The organism is Arthrobacter sp. 10N418 (assembly GCF_056394725.1).
In genome coordinates this window covers 20,050-35,558 of record NZ_JBFTIK010000028.1, presented here as the reverse complement: position 1 = coordinate 35,558, position 15,509 = coordinate 20,050, and the positions used below count along the sequence as shown (strand labels likewise).

Below are 15,509 nucleotides of genomic sequence, written 5' to 3'. Positions count from 1 at the left end.
GGCCACGGGCCGGCCCTGAAGGACGCGCTGGACAAGGATGCCTCTACCGGCAGGAGTCAGACGGGCATTACGGTGGACCATGAAGACCTCTTAGTCGTTAGGTGTGTGTGGTAACCACCAACCTAAGAGGTCTTCACCCTTTCACCGTGCAACCAACGTCCTGGCCGAGTACAACTAGCGCCGTGCGTCACCAGCCTGCCTGCCGTCACGAGCCTGCCGTCACGAGCTCCCGGGGGCGGCGGGACCGTCTTCGGTAACGGGCGGCGGCTCCAGCTCCTGTTCCCTGGCCTTTCCAGCGAGCCGGAGTTTGACGACGGCGGCGTACTCGTCCACGTATTCCTGCCCGGACAGCCGCATGAGCGCATACATGATCTCGTCGGTGACAGATCGCTGGATGACCCGATCGTCCTCCATGCCGTAATAGCGGCTGAAGTCCAGCGGTTCGCCGAAGATCATCCCGATGCGCCGGATGTTGGGCATCCGCTTCCCGATCGGCTGGACCTTGTCCGTTCCGATCATGGCGACCGGGATCACCGGAACGCGCGCCTGCAGGGCGAGCTTGGCCACGCCCACTTTCCCCCGGTACAGCCGGGCATCGGGACTGCGCGTGCCCTCCGGGTAGATTCCCAGAAGGGAACCGTCCTTCAGGACGCCCATGCCGGCATCCAGGGACAGCGCCGAGGCTGCTCCCCCGGACCGGTCCATGGGCAGCTGGTTGGTGAGCCGGAAGAAGGTTGCCGTCAGCCGGCCTTTGATCCCCTTGCCGGTGAAGTATTCGGATTTAGCCAGGAACACCACGGGCCGGGGAACCATGAGGGGCATGAAGATGGAATCGGAGAAGGACAAATGGTTGGAGGCCAGAATTGCCGCGCCTTCGGCGGGGACGTTGTCCAGGCCTTTAACCCACGGCCGGAACAGGGTCTTCAGCACCGGCCCAAGAACAAAGGTCTTCATGAACCAATAAAACACGTGGTGTCCCTCTCCGGCAGGCGTCCGGCCGGCCCTTCGTCGGGCCCGGCGCGGACTTCAATGACACCCTACTCTAGTGAGTTTTGTCCCGAAGGGTGACACGATGGGCGCATGAGTGAAAGCAGCAATCCGGCGGCTCCTGCGGCTTTCAGCTACCCCGGCCACGGAGCCAACGCAGGCATCGGCGTGGCCATCTGCCACGGCTTCACGGGCAGCCCGCTGAGCATCCTTCCCTGGGCCAGGTACCTCGCCGGCCGCGGCTTCGCGGTTTCCGTTCCGCTGTTGCCCGGGCACGGTACGCACTGGCGGGACCTCGCCCGCCATGGATGGCAGGACTGGTACGCGTCCTTCGAAACGGCGTACTTGGAGCTCGCCGCCGGAACCCGGGACTGCTACGTCGCCGGCCTCTCCATGGGCGGGACCATCGCATTGCGTACCGCTGCGCGACACCGTGTCACCGGCGTGGCGGTGGTAAACCCCGGCCTGAGCTTCTATGACCGCAGGGTCAGGTTCATTGGGCTCCTGAAGCATTTCCAGCGGACCACCGTGCCGATCCGGGAGGAGAACGCCACGGCGTCGCCTACTGACGACGGCGACTACTCCCTGACGCCGCTCGCCGCCGTCCACCAATTGCGCCGGTTGTTCGCCGCGACGCTCCGGGACCTCCCCGCCGTCGAGGCCCCTGCGCTGGTCTTCGCATCGGACCATGACGCGGTCGTCCCGCCGTCGTCCCTGGCACTGCTCACCAAGCGCCTGGGATCCCGCGACCTGGAGGTGGTCCGTCTGCCAGGCAGCGGCCACGTCGCGACGCTCGACGTCGATGCGCCGCTAATCTTTGACCAGTCAGTCCGCTTCTTCCTGCAGCACGCATCCTCCCGAACATCGTCCGCGGCAGTTTCAGGCACAGCGGCTTCAGCCACAGCACCCGCAGACTCAGCCCACTCGGAGACACCATGAGCATCCTCCCGGACCACTCGCCGTTCAGCAGCCCGTTCACCGGAAGCGGCCCCCGGACGGGCATCGTGGTCTCCCATGGATTCACAGGGAGCCCGCACGGTGTGCGGGACTGGGCACAGTCGCTGGCCGCGGCGGGATTCGCCGTGCGCATGCCCCTGTTGCCGGGGCACGGCACCAGTTGGCAGGAGCTGGCCAGGACACGGTGGCAGGACTGGCACACCGCCCTGGACGCCGCCTACGCGGAACTCGCTGCCGAATGCGACTTCGTCTTCGTCGCGGGCCTGTCCATGGGCGGGACGTTGGCGCTGCGGATTGCCGCCACCCGTCCTGTCGCGGGGGCCGTCGTTGTCAACCCGGGGCTGGTCATTGACGACCCCCGGGCTCCGCTCGCAGGGGTCCTCAAGTTCGTCCTGAAGAGCACCCCGGCGATCGCCAATGACATCCTCAAGGCAGGCATGGACGAGGGCGCGTATCCCCGGACTCCGGTTGCCGCTGCCTATGAGCTGAACAAGATGTTCAAGGACACCGTGCGGCTGCTGCCCCGCATTACGGCGCCCGTGCGCGTATACCGCTCCGACGTGGACCACGTGGTGTCAGATGCGAGCATGGCTGCGCTGCGCCGCGGGCTGGTACACGCCCCGCTGGAGGTGATCCGGCTTCAAAACAGCTACCACGTGGCTACCATGGACAACGACGCTCCCGGGATCTTCAGCGGCACGGCCGAATTCATGCGCTCCGTCGTGGCTGCCGGAAACCCGGGCGCCGCCCACTCGAGCTCGAAGGACACGGCACATGACTAGACCGGATCCCAACTCCCCGGACCCCGGCGCCAACCAGGACGACGCCGTCTGGCTGGACCTCGTTGCCAGGCTTGAAGCAACCCCGGCCCAGCAGGACGGCCCGCGGCCCGGGGGAAACGGCACGGACAGCCTGGCCGGGCCGGCAGACCCGTCTGCAGCCCCCCGGACTTTCCGGGACTTCGATCCCCTGGGGTTGTCCGTCCCGGCGCCGATCGAGCTCTCTGCAAAGGAACGGCTCACCCCTGGCCAGGACATTCAGCCGGCCGGCAGTCTCGAAGCGGGTGCGGAGACGCCCCCCGGCCCCCGCGACTATGAGCCCGACGACGACGACGGCGGTTTTGTGCCTGAGGAGCCGCCCAGCCTTGCCGGCGCCGATCCGATGAGCGTGCTTGCGTGGCTGGGGGCCGTCGGCGGCCCGGTTGCGCTCCTGCTGTCAGCGATGTTCTGGCGCTCGGCGCCGCTGCTGGCCATCCTGGGCATGGTCGCAGTCTTCGCGGCCTCGGTGGTCTTCCTGATCATGAAGCTGCCGAGTGAGAAGGACGAAAACGACGACGGAGCCCGCGTCTAGGACACCGTGCCTGCCCGGAATGCCGGGACCTAGCTGTGCATGCGGCTGCTGACCCGGGAAAGGTCGGCAGCGCCGATTAGCCCGGCGTTGGGGCCGAGCGCCGCGAGTTCGATCGTTGCAGCGGGGCGGAAACCGCGCCCGGTCAGGTTCCTCGCGAAGGCCTTCCGGGCCGGGGCTGCGAGGAGTTCGCCGGCGTCGCAGAGTCCGCCGCCGATTACGAACTTGCCCGGGTCCAGGGCGGCGGCAAGGTTGGCCAGTCCCAGGCCGAGCCACTCCCCGACATCTTCAATGAGTTCGCGGGACGTCGGATCGCCGGCCTTGGCAAGTTCGGTGACGATCACGCCTGTGATGCGCTCAACGTGCCCGTCCACCGCTTTCAGCAGTTCCTGGGCGACCGGTGAGTTGGCGGCGGCCAGTTCCCGGGCCTCGCGCCCGAGCGCGTTGCCTGAGGCGTACTGCTCCCAGCAGCCCCGGTTTCCGCACTCGCAGCGGTGTCCGCCGGGCATGATGATCTGGTGGCCGAATTCCCCGGCCACACCGAAACGGCCGCGTTCGACCCTGCCGTCCATAACCATGGCGCCGCCGATTCCGGTGCCCAAGGTGATGCAGACCAGCCGGTTCTCGCCCCGCCCCGCGCCGAAGCGCCACTCCGCCCACGCTGCGGCATCCGCATCGTTCGTCAGCAGCACAGGCCTGCGCAGAAGGCGCTGCAGGTTCTCCCGCAAGGGTTCGTTGCGCCAGGCCAGGTGAGGGCTGAACAGGACGGTTCCGCCGTCGAGGTCCATCCAGCCGGCGGCGCCGATCCCGACCGACCAGATCCGGTGTCCCCGGCCGAGCTCTTCGACCAGTTCGACAATGACCTGTTCCACGGCGCGCGGGTCATTACCCGGCGTGGACCGTTTCGCCTGGCTGAGGATGCGGCCCTCCGCATCGACGACGCCGGCGGCGACTTTCGTTCCGCCGATGTCGACGCCGATGGCCAGGCCCTTGCGGCCCAGCCGCAGGTGCGAACGCAAGCCTTCGTCCGCCGCCACGGTACCGGCATCCGCCAGTGCCCTGCGCCGCCAGGCGGCAGTCCTCCGGTGCGGGACGGGCTGCTGGCCGGGCGTTGGTGTGTGCATGGTTCCCCATTCTATTCGGCGCGCGCAGCCGCCCGCCCATGGCCCGCCGTCGCCCACCCGTGTTGGCGGCCGAACGGCCCATAAGTGGCGGAACAGCGGGCGTGACCGTAAAGTTACCCGCCAGTAGGTAATGCAGATCACGCCCGGCGCGGACCGCAGACTACTCTTAGCTGTACCCCCTGCGGGTCTATGGATATCAAAGGAGCTATCGTGCGAGAAATCAGTGTCCCGCCCCTGGCGTTCGTCGCCCCGGAATCGAATGTCACCGATCTGGTGCTGCGCCAGGCGGCCAAGGCCTCGGACCCCGCACTGTTCTCCCGGCTCGACGCGGCAGGCCAGTGGCAGGACGTCCGGGCCACCGATTTCCTCGCCGATGTGTCGCTGCTCGCCAAGGGCCTCATGGCCAGCGGCGTTGCAGCAGGCGACCGGGTCGGCATCATGTCCCGCACGCGGTACGAATGGGCTCTCGTTGACTTCGCCATCTGGTTCGCCGGCGCCGTCTCCGTCCCCATCTACGAAACGTCTTCCCCCTCGCAGGTCGCCTGGAACCTTGGCGATTCGGGCGCCGTGGCCGCGTTCGGCGAGTCCGCCCACCACGAAGACATCATCCGCCAGGCAGCGGCGTCCGAAGGGCTGACGGCCCTCAAGAACGTCTGGCAGCTGGCCGGCACCGGCCTCGACGAGGTCCGCGCGGCAGGCACCGGAATCACCGACGAGGAGCTGGAGGCGCGGCGCAGCGGGGCCCGCCTCGCGGACATCGCGACGATCATCTATACGTCCGGCACCACGGGCCGGCCCAAGGGCTGCGAGCTCACGCACGGCAACTTCGTCGAACTCTCCGAGAATGCACTGGCGACGTCGCTGGCCAGCATCGTCCACGAAGAGGCCCGGACGATCATGTTCCTGCCGCTCGCCCACGTCTTCGCACGCTTCATCTCGGTGCTGGCAGTCGCTGCAGGTGTCACGGTCGCGCATACCCCGGATATCAAGAACCTGCTGCCGGACCTGCAGAGCTACCGGCCCACGTTCATCCTCGCCGTGCCGCGGGTGTTCGAAAAGGTCTACAACTCCGCGCTCACCAAGGCCGAGGACGGCGGCAAGGGTGCCATCTTTCACCGTGCGGCCGACACAGCGATCGCTTACTCACGCGCACAACAGGCCGGCAGGGTGGGATTGGGCCTGCAGCTCAAGCACTGGGTGTTCGACAAGCTCGTCTACGGCAAGCTCCGGGCCGCCATGGGCGGCCAGGTCTCGCACGCTGTCTCGGGCGGCGGCCCGCTCGGCGAACGGCTCGGACACTTCTTCCATGGCATCGGCATGCAGATCCTGGAGGGCTACGGTCTCACGGAAACCACGGCGCCCATCACAGTGAACACGCCGCAGCTGATCAAGATCGGCACCGTAGGCTCGCCGTTGCCCGGAAACGCTGTCAGGATCGCCGACGATGGCGAGATCCTCGCCAAGGGCATGTGCGTCATGCGCGGCTACTACAAGCGCGATGACCTGTCGGCCGAAGCCTTCGACGACGGCTGGCTGCGCACCGGGGACATCGGCCGGCTCGATGAGCAGGGTTTCCTGACCATCACGGGCCGCAAGAAGGAGATCATTGTGACGGCCGGCGGCAAGAACGTGGTCCCTGCCCTGCTCGAAGACCAGATCCGGGCCGATGCCCTGGTCTCCCAGGTGCTGGTGGTGGGAGACAACCGCCCGTTCATCGGCGCCCTCGTCACGCTCGACGAGGACGCGCTCCCGGGCTGGCTGGGCCGGCACGGGCTGCCCGCCTCGACCTCGCTCGCCCAGGCGGCCGGGAATCCGGCGGTCAAGGCCGCTGTCCAGGAACTGATCAACCGTGCCAACCAGTCGGTCTCGCAGGCCGAGGCGATCAAGTCCTTCCGGATCGTGCCGGCAGACTTCACCGAGGCATCCGGCCATCTGACGCCCTCCATGAAGGTCAAGCGGGCCCAGGTGCTGAAGGACTTCGAGGACGTGATCGAGGAGATGTACGCCGCGAAGCGTCCCACCCACGCCTGAGCGCCAGCGCCCCACCAAGGCAACGCGGGTCGCATACAGCCCATCGGAGACCCCTCTGATGGGCTGTTTGCGGCCCCGCGTTGTAGCTGCTATTCGACGACGAGCAGCAAGTCACCGCCCTGGACCTGCTCGACCGCGCCGACGGCGAGGCGCGACACCGTGCCGGCTACCGGCGTCGTGATGGAGGCCTCCATCTTCATGGCCTCGATCGTGGCGACAGTGTCGCCGGCCTTGACGGTTTCCCCTGACTTGACCGTCAGGGTGACGGCACCGGCGAACGGTGCGGCGACCTGGCCGGGCCGGGAGGTATCGGCCCGTTCGGCGGCCTTGACGTTGCTCACGACGGAACGGTCACGGACCACCACGGGCCGGGACTGTCCGTTGAGCGTGCACATCACGGTGCGCATGCCCTTCTCATCGGGCTCCGAGACCGCTTCGAGGGAGGCAATCAGGCGCACGCCCTTCTCCAGCTCGATCTCGTGCTCCGCGCCGCGCTGCAGGCCGAAGAGGTAGTCCCGGGTATCGAGCACCGAGAGGTTGCCGTACGACTCCACGCTCTTCAGGTAGTCCTTCGTGGGGCCGGCGAAGAGCAGGCGGTTAAGGGTGTGCTGGCGGGTCTTGGAGTCCGCCTTGAGCGCTGCGCTGTCCTCGGGGCTGAGCTCGACGTCGCGGACCTTGACGGTGCGGCCCTGCAGGGCCTTGGTCCGGAACGGCTCGGGCCAGCCGCCGGGAGGATCGCCCAGCTCGCCGGAGAGGAAGCCGATCACGGAATCGGGGACGTCGTATTTCTGCGGGTTCTCGTTGAAGTCCGCGGGGTCGGCGTTGAGGCCGACGAGGTGGAGGGCAAGGTCACCCACCACCTTGGACGACGGCGTTACCTTCACGAGTCGGCCAAGGATGCGGTCCGCCGCGGTGTACATGTCCTCGATGGCTTCGAATCGTTCGCCGAGTCCCAGCGCGATCGCCTGCTGCCGCAGGTTCGAGAGCTGGCCGCCCGGAATCTCGTGCTGGTAGACGCGGCCCGTGGGACCCGGCAGCCCGGACTCGAACGGCGCGTACATGCGGCGGACGGCCTCCCAGTACGGCTCCAGGGCGCAGACGTTGGCCAGGTCCAGCCCCGTGTCGCGGGGCGTATGGGCCAGCGCCGCCACGAGCGCCGAGGCGGAGGGCTGGCTCGTCGTGCCGGCCAGGGAAGCGGAGGCGACGTCGACGGCGTCCACGCCGGCGTCGACAGCCGCGAGGAGGGTGGCCAGCTGTCCGCCCGCAGTGTCGTGCGTGTGCAGGTGGACGGGGAGGTCGAACTTCTCCCGCAGGGCCGTCACCAGGCGCGCGGCCGCGGCAGGGCGCAGGAGCCCGGCCATGTCCTTGATCGCAAGGATGTGCGCACCGGCGTCGACGATCTTCTGCGCCAGCCCGAGGTAGTACTCCAGGGTGTACAGCTTTTCGTCGGGATCCATCATGTCCGCGGTGTAGCACAGGGCGACCTCGGCAACGGCGGTGCCCGTTTCCCGCACGGCGCGGATGGCCGGGGCCATCTGGTTGACGTCGTTCAGGGCGTCGAAGATGCGGAAGATGTCGATTCCGGTGGCAGCGGCCTCGTTGACGAACGCTACTGTGACCTCTTCCGGGTAGGGCGTGTAGCCCACCGTGTTGCGGCCGCGCAGGAGCATCTGCAGGCAGATGTTCGGCAGCGCCTTGCGCAGCGCCGCGAGCCGGTCCCAGGGGTCTTCACCCAGGAACCGCAGGGCGACGTCGTACGTGGCGCCGCCCCAGGCCTCCACCGAGAGCAGTCCGGGCAGAAGCTTCGAAACGGCCGGGCCGGCCGCCACGAGGTCGCGGGTCCGGACACGGGTCGCGAGCAGCGACTGGTGGGCGTCACGGAAGGTGGTGTCCGTGACGGCTACGTTGGTCTGGCCGCGGAGGTCCTTGGCGAATCCTTCCGGGCCCAGCTCCAGGAGCCGCTGGCGTGAGCCCGGCGCGAAGGGGGAGCCGTCCAGGACCGGGAGCTTGGCGGCGGGGTCCGAGTGGACTGTCAGCTCACCGTTGGGCTGGTTGACCGTGACATCGGCGAGCCACGTCAGCAGTTTGGTGCCGCGGTCCGCGGAGACCCGGGCCTTCAGCAGCTGGGGGCGTTCGTCGATGAACGAGGTGGCGACGTTGCCGGCGACGAAGTCGGCGTCGTCCAGGACGGCCTGCAGGAACGAAATGTTGGTGGACACGCCGCGGATACGGAATTCCGCGAGGGCACGCCGCGCCCGGGCCACGGCTGTGGGATAGTCGCGGCCGCGGCAGGTCAGTTTCACCAGCATCGAGTCGAAGTGCGGGCTGATCTCCGCACCCGAGTAGACGGTGCCGCCGTCGAGCCGGACGCCGGCGCCGCCGGCCGAACGGTAGCCGGTGATCTTGCCGACGTCGGGCCGGAAGCCGTTGGCCGGGTCCTCGGTGGTGATGCGGCACTGCAGGGCCGCGCCCTTGAGGTGGACGCTCTCCTGCGAAAGGCCCAGGTCCGCGAGGGTCTCGCCGGAAGCGATGCGCAGTTGCGCCTGGACGAGGTCGACGTCGGTGACTTCTTCAGTGACAGTGTGTTCGACCTGGATGCGCGGGTTCATCTCGATAAAGACGTGCTGGCCGGCCCGCTCCCCCACGGTGTCGACGAGGAACTCCACGGTGCCGGCGTTGACGTAGTTCAGTGCCTTGGCGAACTTCACGGCATCACGGTAGAGCGCCTGCCGGATGCCTTCGTCGAGGTTCGGTGCGGGCGCGATCTCAATGACCTTCTGGTGGCGCCGCTGGATCGAACAGTCGCGCTCGAAGAGGTGCATGACGTTGCCCTCGGCATCGGCCAGGATCTGGACTTCGATGTGGCGCGGGCGCAGGACAGCCTGCTCCAGGAACATGGTGGGGTCCCCAAACGCAGCGTCTGCTTCACGCATGGCCGCTTGCAGGGCTTCCGGCAGGGCTTCCCGGGTGTCCACACGGCGCATGCCGCGGCCGCCGCCGCCGGCAACGGCCTTGGCAAAGATGGGGAAGCCGATCTCGTCAGCCGCGGCGATCAGCTCATCAAGATCCTTCGACGGCTGGCTGGACTTGAGCACGGGGACGCCGGCCTCGCGGGCAGCGGCAAGGGCAGCGACCTTGTTCCCGGCAAGTTCCAGGACTTCCGCCGGCGGTCCGACGAACGTAATGCCCGCCGCCTGGGCCGCGCGTGCCAGCCGCGGGTTCTCCGACAGGAAGCCGTAGCCGGGGTAGATCGCGTCCGCCCCGGATTCCTTCGCCACGCGCACGACCTCGTCGACGTCGAGGTAAGCCCGGACGGGATGGCCCTCCTCGCCAATCAGGTATGCCTCGTCGGCCTTCTGGCGGTGGATCGAGTTGCGGTCCTCGTTAGGGAACACGGCAACGGTCTTGGCACCCAGCTCGTAGCTGGCACGGAAGGCCCTGATCGCGATTTCGCCGCGGTTAGCCACCAGAATCTTGGAAAACATACTTCTCCTGCATCATCGCGGGTGTATCGGTAAGTGGTCACAGTGTCTAAGACCGGCGTAGTCAAACACAAATCATTGTGGCGACCATCACAGCATTATGCGTCACGGATCCGGCAATAGGCAGGGGGTCCGTGCCGGCCCCCGCTCCGTTATCCGCCGGCTTCCCCGACGTTCTGCCGGCCCGGCGCCGGATGAGACGGGTTTAGCCGGAGCATCGACATATGATGAGGGGGTGGGTGGCGCATGCACGCCCCGGCTCCGAAGAACGCGGGAGCCGGCACGACCCCGTCTCGGCAACCGGCGTTAGGTATTGGTTTTTCAAGTGCAAGTAGTCAGCATCAGCAGCCTCAAAGGCGGTGTCGGCAAGACATCCGTGACCACCGGACTGGCATCTGCGGCACTGGCCGCCGGCATCCCGACCCTCGTCGTCGACCTTGACCCGCACGCGGATGCGAGCACGGCACTCGGGGTGAGCCTGAACGGCCAGCTCGATATCGGCCGGATGCTCAAGGCCCCCCGGAAAGCGCGCCTGTCCGAAAACGTCGTTCCCAGCGGCTGGGTGGAACGCGCCCGCAGCAACGGCTCCGCCGCAGCTGTACTTGACGTCGCGGTGGGCTCGGCCTACACGGGCATCTATGACCGCCCGGACCTCGGCCGCCGCGACCTCCGCAGGCTGTCGGCTGTGCTGGCGGGCGCCGGGCGGTATGACCTGGTCCTGGTGGACTGCCCGCCCTCACTCAACGGACTCACCCGGATGGCGTGGTCGGCCAGTGACAAGGTAACGCTCGTCGCCGAGCCCGGACTCTTCTCCGTTGCAGGCACGGAGCGCACCATGCGCGCGATCCAGTTGTTCCGCAATGAATTTGCCCCCAAGCTGTCCCCGGCAGGGATCGTGGCCAACCGCGTGCGCAGCGGCTCCGCCGAGCACACGTTCCGCCTCTCCGAGATGCAGTCCATGTTCGGCGAGCTGTTGCTCACCCCGCACATCCCGGAGCAGGCAAACTGGCAGCAGATCCAGGGCGCCGCCCACTCGATCCACCACTGGCCTGGAGATTCCGCCAAGAACGCCGCGGCGCTGTTTGACGTGCTGCTGGAGAACCTGATGCAGTCCGCTGGCCCGGCCCCGGCCGGCACCGTCCGCGACCGCAGCAAGCGCTAGGCGCCGCCGCCCGCACACCCGGTCGTTGAACATACGGCGAAGGCCGCCTCCCGATCGGGAGGCGGCCTTCGTGTTATGTCCATGGAATGTTGGGCGTACGGGGCTAGCTGATCTTCCGGGCGGCCCGCCGCTTGCTGAGTTCGTCATCGGGGAAGGACTGGTCCGAGACATGCTCGCTGGGGAGTGCCGCGAGGCTGCCTTCGACTTCCCGCCAGACACGGCCGACGGCGATGCCAAAGACGCCCTGGCCGCCCTGGACCAGATCGATGACTTCGTCCGCCGAGGTGCACTCATAGACACTCGCGCCGTCACTCATGAGGGTGATCTGGGCGAGGTCCTCGACGCCGCGCTCCCGAAGGTGCTCGACCGCGGTGCGGATCTGCTGCAGCGAGACGCCGGTGTCCAGGAGCCGCTTGACCACCTTGAGGACGAGGATGTCACGGAAGCCGTACAACCGCTGGGAGCCTGATCCTGCGGCGCCGCGGACGGCGGGCTCCACGAGCCCGGTCCGGGCCCAGTAGTCGAGCTGGCGGTACGTGATGCCGGCTGCTTTGCACGCGGTGGGCCCGCGGTAGCCGGCGTCCTCGTCCAGAACAGGAAGGTCCTCGGTGAACAGCAGGCCCTGGGCACCGCTGGCGGGCACGGCGACACCAGCCGCCGAGGCCTGCTTGAGCTCGCCTGCTTCGCCTTTCGGACTCACGTGGACCCTCCTTGTCATGGGTTCCCCTGAATAAGTTGCAGCGGCAGCCAGCTAACTCAGCAACAACGAATAAAGATTCATCCGTGTAATTTAGCCGGGAGTGCATTTTCCAGTGTGACTTGCGCGGCTACCGTATGCAATGGGAACTTGTACCTCCGACGTTAGGCCTGCCAGAGCCCAAGGTCAAAGACGTTCGCGCTATTCGGGGGGCGTGTCGAAAGTTTCATCCTCGACTTTAACCTTGGCGTCGCCCCGGAAAGCCTGAAAGGGCCTCAGCCGGCGAAGTCCTCGGGTTCAACGTCGTCGAGAAATTCGCGGAAGCGCCGCAGTTCGCCTTCTTCGTCCACGGCAGGTCCGGGGTGCGTATCCTCGCCCTCGTCGTGTTCGGTAATCCTGACGCCCGCCTCGTCCATGACGGCGTCGGCGCACCAGATCCGGCACTTGGCACGCAGCGCAAGCGCCAGCGCATCCGAGGCCCGCGAGCTCACTGTAGTGCCGTTTTCGAATTGCAACTGACCGTAGAAAACATTGTCCTCCACGGCCACGATGTTGACGCTGACGATGGTGTGCCCGAGGGACTCGACCACGTCCACCAGCAGGTCATGGGTCATGGGCCTGGGCGGGACCACGCCCTGCTGCGCCAGGGCGATGGCACTGGCTTCGGGCGTGCCGATCCAGATCGGCACGTGGCGCTCCCCGTGGATTTCCTTGAGTAGGACGAGCGGCTGGTTGGACGGTAACTCGATCCGCACGCCGACAATTTCCACCTCAATCATCAGATATCCATCCGTGAGATGCGGTCGTGGACCAGCGCCTGGTGGAGCGACAGGCAGAGGTCGCTGATTTCCCGCGCGGCCTCGGCAGCGCGGGCATGCGAGGCGGCGTCCTTGCGTGAGGTCAGGGTGGCGACCGCGCGCTCCACGAGCCCGAATTCGCGTTCCGCGGCCGCCTGGAAGGGCCGCAGGTGCCGTGGCTCCAGGCCATGGCTCTCCAGCTGCACGCAGGCGCGCGCGACCTGCAGGGCGTGTTCGTCGAATTTGCCGTTGACGTGGCCGATCAGGCCGAAGCTCAGGAGGGACTCCAGGAGCGGGACGCTGGCGCCGGACTCGGTCCTCAGCTGTTCCTCGCTCAATCGCCGCGCGCGGCTCTGCAGCTCCGTCGCGAGCTCGTCGGAGACGATTCTCGGGGAGACCGTGACGCCCGCCGGCAGGTTGTCCGGACGTTCGCCACGGTCAATTGCGTCAAGGTAGTCCTTAATGACCTTCAGCGGCAGGTACTGGTCGCGCTGGAGGGCCAGCACGAACCGCAGCCGTTCGACGTCGCTCTCCGAGTACTGCCGGTAACCGGCAGGTGTCCGCTGCGGATTGATGAGCCCCTTTTCCTCAAGGAACCGGATCTTCGACGCAGTCATGCTGGGGAAGTCATCGCTCAGCTGAGCCAGGACTTCCCCGATGTTCAGAACCTGGGGTCCGCGCCGTTCCGCTTGTGCCATAGCCACAGGCAGCTACCCCGGGATCAGACGTTGCCTGCTGCGCGGGCAGGGCTCAGGTAGAAGGTGAGGCGGAACTTGCCGATCTGGACCTCGTTGCCGGACTTCAGCTCGACGCTGTCGACGCGGTCGTGGTTCACGTACGTCCCGTTCAGGCTTCCGGTGTCCACGACTTCAAAGCTGCGGGCCGTACGCCGGAATTCAACGTGGCGGCGCGAGACCGTGACGTCGTCCAGGAAGATGTCGGCGTCCGGGTGGCGGCCCGCCGTCGTGACGTCCGAGTCCAGGAGGAAGCGGGCGCCGGAGTTGGGTCCGCTGTGTGCGACCAGGAGGGCCGACCCAAAGGGCAGGGCCTCCACGGCAACCCGCTCTTCGGAAGAGAGCTTCGGGGTGAAAGTGGGTTCGTCGCGCACCGGAGTGAGGTTGATCGACGTGGTCTCCGAAGCCTTCACTCCACCCGTGCCGTAACCGTCACCGGCGTCGTTCCGTTCGTGCCCAAACATTGAGTCCTCCTCATTCGTTGCAGGTGTCCCCCCTGCAAACAACGCATGCCGTCCGGAAAAGCCCCGCAGTTCCGGTAGTGAGCCCTTCGGCGGGGCGTTGCTTGGCTTGTGCTGCCAACGCCCCGGCCCGAATGACCTGTCCCTTTAGCCTACCTGCTGTTCGTACTCGGATGCACTGAGCAGCGACTCGACCGCGTCGGCCTCGGCAAGCCTGATTTCGATCAGCCAGCCCTCGCCGTACGGATCCGAATTGATCAGGGCCGAATCGGTGTCCAGGGACTCGTTCCGGGCCACGACCTCGCCCGACACGGGGGCGTAGATATCGCTGACGCTCTTGGTGGATTCCACCTCGCCGACGACGTCGTTGGCCTTGATGCTGGTGCCAACTTCCGGCATCTGGGCGTAAACGACATCCCCGAGGGCGTCCTGGGCAAAATCGGTGATACCCACGCGCACGACGCCGTCGGCGTTCGGGGCAGAAACCCATTCGTGTTCTGCGGTGTAGGACAGCTCTTCGGGAATGATGCTCATGACGGGCCTTTCATCGGGTCAATCACTAAATGGCGACGGCGGTCAACTGGAGGGGCCGCCGCTGAAAGTATAAGCCGATCCTGAAGTGTCCGGGAGGACTCTGGCATGATGGGGCCATGGCAGCACATGCACCCGTTCCGGTCGGATTTGCCCATGCCTGAGCTACCGGAAGTGGCCGCCCTTGCGGACTTCCTCGACGGGCAGCTGCGCGGAGCGGTTCTGGCGAACGTCCAGATTGTCTCGTTCGCGGTGCTGAAGACGGCGGATCCTCCCCTCTCCGACATTGTGGGCCGGACCGTGACAGGCGTGCACCGCCACGGCAAGTTCGTGGACCTGGAAGCCGGGGGCCTGCATTTTGTCTTCCACCTGGCGCGGGCCGGCTGGGTCCGGTTTACTGACGCCCCCACGGACGCCCGGCTGAAGATGGGCAAGGGGCACATCGCGGTGCGGCTTTCGTTTTCAAGCGCGGCCGGACCGCTCGACCTGGACCTGACCGAGGCGGGCACGAAAAAGAGCCTGGCGGTCTACGTCGTCCGCGGTCCGCTCGACGTTCCCGGCATCGCGGCGCTCGGACCGGATCCGTTCAGTCCGGGCTTCGACGTCGACGCTTTGGCTGGGATCCTCGGTGCCAGCTCCCAGCAGATCAAGGGTGTCCTGAGGAGCCAGAGCATCATCGCCGGGATTGGAAATGCCTACAGCGACGAGATCCTGCACGCAGCCAGGACATCCCCTTTCGCCCTCGCCAGATCCCTGGAGCGAACGGACGTCCAGCGCCTCTACGACGCCATCCACACCATTCTGGGAACGGCCGTGGCGGAAGCCCGAGGGAAGCCGCCCGGTGAGCTCAAGGATACGAAGCGGAGCCACATGCAGGTGCACGGCCGGACCGGCGAAGCGTGCCCCGTGTGCGGAGACACGGTTCGGGAGGTCTCCTTTGCGGACACCGCCCTGCAGTACTGCCCGACGTGCCAGACGAAGGGAAAGATCCTGGCCGACCGCCGGACGTCGCGCTTCCTGAAGTAGGCGCTTCCGGAAATACACGCTTCCGACAGAAACAGAAAACCCCGCCACTCCCTTGTCAGGAATGGCGGGGTACTTTCTGTTGGTCGGGCTGACAGGATTTGAACCTGCGACCCCTTGACCCCCAGTCAAGTGCGCTACCAAGCTGCGCTACAGCCCGTTAGTTCCGCCGTTCT

Annotated in this window: 14 protein-coding genes and 1 tRNA gene; 6 read left to right on the top strand and 9 right to left on the bottom strand. The window is 66.8% G+C overall.

What is annotated here, in order from left to right:
- Nucleotides 1–219: 219 nt before the first annotated feature.
- Complete coding sequence (locus AC1DCZ_RS17370; RefSeq protein ID WP_476975699.1) at nt 220–969, bottom strand: lysophospholipid acyltransferase family protein; 750 nt, start codon at nt 967–969, stop codon at nt 220–222.
- A gap of 111 nt (nt 970–1,080) precedes the next feature.
- Between AC1DCZ_RS17370 and AC1DCZ_RS17365 the strand changes: the two genes are divergently transcribed.
- From AC1DCZ_RS17365 to AC1DCZ_RS17355, 3 genes are read left to right on the top strand one after another with little or no spacing between them, the layout of a single operon-like run.
- Nucleotides 1,081–1,926 (top strand): alpha/beta hydrolase, encoded by an 846-nt coding sequence (locus AC1DCZ_RS17365; RefSeq protein WP_476975698.1) that lies wholly within the window; start codon nt 1,081–1,083, stop codon nt 1,924–1,926.
- Nucleotides 1,923–2,726 (top strand): alpha/beta hydrolase, encoded by an 804-nt coding sequence (locus AC1DCZ_RS17360; RefSeq protein WP_476975697.1) that lies wholly within the window; start codon nt 1,923–1,925, stop codon nt 2,724–2,726. The genes AC1DCZ_RS17365 and AC1DCZ_RS17360 overlap by 4 nt, the downstream gene beginning before the upstream one ends.
- Nucleotides 2,719–3,294: a hypothetical protein gene (locus tag AC1DCZ_RS17355; RefSeq protein WP_476975696.1), complete on the top strand. Its 576-nt coding sequence runs from the start codon at nt 2,719–2,721 to the stop codon at nt 3,292–3,294. The genes AC1DCZ_RS17360 and AC1DCZ_RS17355 overlap by 8 nt, the downstream gene beginning before the upstream one ends.
- A 29-nt stretch (nt 3,295–3,323) precedes the next feature.
- Here AC1DCZ_RS17355 and AC1DCZ_RS17350 read toward each other — a convergent pair whose 3' ends face one another.
- On the bottom strand, nt 3,324–4,415 hold the full coding sequence (locus tag AC1DCZ_RS17350) for an ROK family glucokinase (RefSeq protein ID WP_476896054.1): 1,092 nt from the start codon (nt 4,413–4,415) through the stop codon (nt 3,324–3,326).
- A gap of 210 nt (nt 4,416–4,625) precedes the next feature.
- On the opposite strand from AC1DCZ_RS17350, the gene AC1DCZ_RS17345 reads away from it, so the two are divergent.
- Nucleotides 4,626–6,446 carry an AMP-dependent synthetase/ligase gene (locus AC1DCZ_RS17345; RefSeq protein ID WP_476975695.1) on the top strand — a complete coding sequence of 607 codons (1,821 nt, stop codon included), beginning with the start codon at nt 4,626–4,628 and terminating at the stop codon, nt 6,444–6,446.
- A gap of 89 nt (nt 6,447–6,535) precedes the next feature.
- Here AC1DCZ_RS17345 and AC1DCZ_RS17340 read toward each other — a convergent pair whose 3' ends face one another.
- Nucleotides 6,536–9,931 (bottom strand): pyruvate carboxylase, encoded by a 3,396-nt coding sequence (locus tag AC1DCZ_RS17340; RefSeq protein ID WP_476975694.1) that lies wholly within the window; start codon nt 9,929–9,931, stop codon nt 6,536–6,538.
- Between the two features lie 322 nt (nt 9,932–10,253).
- Between AC1DCZ_RS17340 and AC1DCZ_RS17335 the strand changes: the two genes are divergently transcribed.
- A complete protein-coding gene (locus tag AC1DCZ_RS17335; RefSeq protein ID WP_476975693.1) occupies nt 10,254–11,090 on the top strand; it encodes a ParA family protein in 837 nt (278 codons plus the stop codon).
- 103 nt (nt 11,091–11,193) lie between these two features.
- On the opposite strand, the gene AC1DCZ_RS17330 is transcribed toward AC1DCZ_RS17335, so the two are convergent.
- From AC1DCZ_RS17330 to gcvH, 5 genes are all read right to left on the bottom strand, one after another.
- Nucleotides 11,194–11,790, bottom strand: a complete 597-nt coding sequence (locus tag AC1DCZ_RS17330) for a MerR family transcriptional regulator (RefSeq protein ID WP_476896050.1) — start codon at nt 11,788–11,790, stop codon at nt 11,194–11,196.
- 272 nt (nt 11,791–12,062) lie between these two features.
- Entirely contained in the window at nt 12,063–12,566 is a 504-nt protein-coding gene (locus tag AC1DCZ_RS17325; RefSeq protein WP_476896049.1) for a bifunctional nuclease family protein, read from the bottom strand.
- Nucleotides 12,566–13,282, bottom strand: a complete 717-nt coding sequence (gene ftsR / locus AC1DCZ_RS17320; RefSeq protein WP_476975692.1) for a transcriptional regulator FtsR — start codon at nt 13,280–13,282, stop codon at nt 12,566–12,568. Before ftsR ends, AC1DCZ_RS17325 begins: the two co-directional genes overlap by 1 nt.
- A gap of 23 nt (nt 13,283–13,305) precedes the next feature.
- On the bottom strand, nt 13,306–13,782 hold the full coding sequence (locus AC1DCZ_RS17315; protein WP_476975691.1) for an FHA domain-containing protein: 477 nt from the start codon (nt 13,780–13,782) through the stop codon (nt 13,306–13,308).
- Nucleotides 13,783–13,926: 144 nt separating this feature from the next.
- Complete coding sequence (gcvH, locus tag AC1DCZ_RS17310; RefSeq protein ID WP_476896046.1) at nt 13,927–14,313, bottom strand: glycine cleavage system protein GcvH; 387 nt, start codon at nt 14,311–14,313, stop codon at nt 13,927–13,929.
- A gap of 153 nt (nt 14,314–14,466) precedes the next feature.
- Here gcvH and AC1DCZ_RS17305 point away from each other — a divergent pair, with 153 nt between their 5' ends.
- Nucleotides 14,467–15,336, top strand: a complete 870-nt coding sequence (locus tag AC1DCZ_RS17305; RefSeq protein ID WP_476975690.1) for an Fpg/Nei family DNA glycosylase — start codon at nt 14,467–14,469, stop codon at nt 15,334–15,336.
- Nucleotides 15,337–15,416: 80 nt separating this feature from the next.
- Here the strand turns inward: AC1DCZ_RS17305 and AC1DCZ_RS17300 are convergent.
- Nucleotides 15,417–15,493 (bottom strand) — tRNA-Pro (locus AC1DCZ_RS17300).
- Nucleotides 15,494–15,509 lie beyond the last annotated feature (16 nt).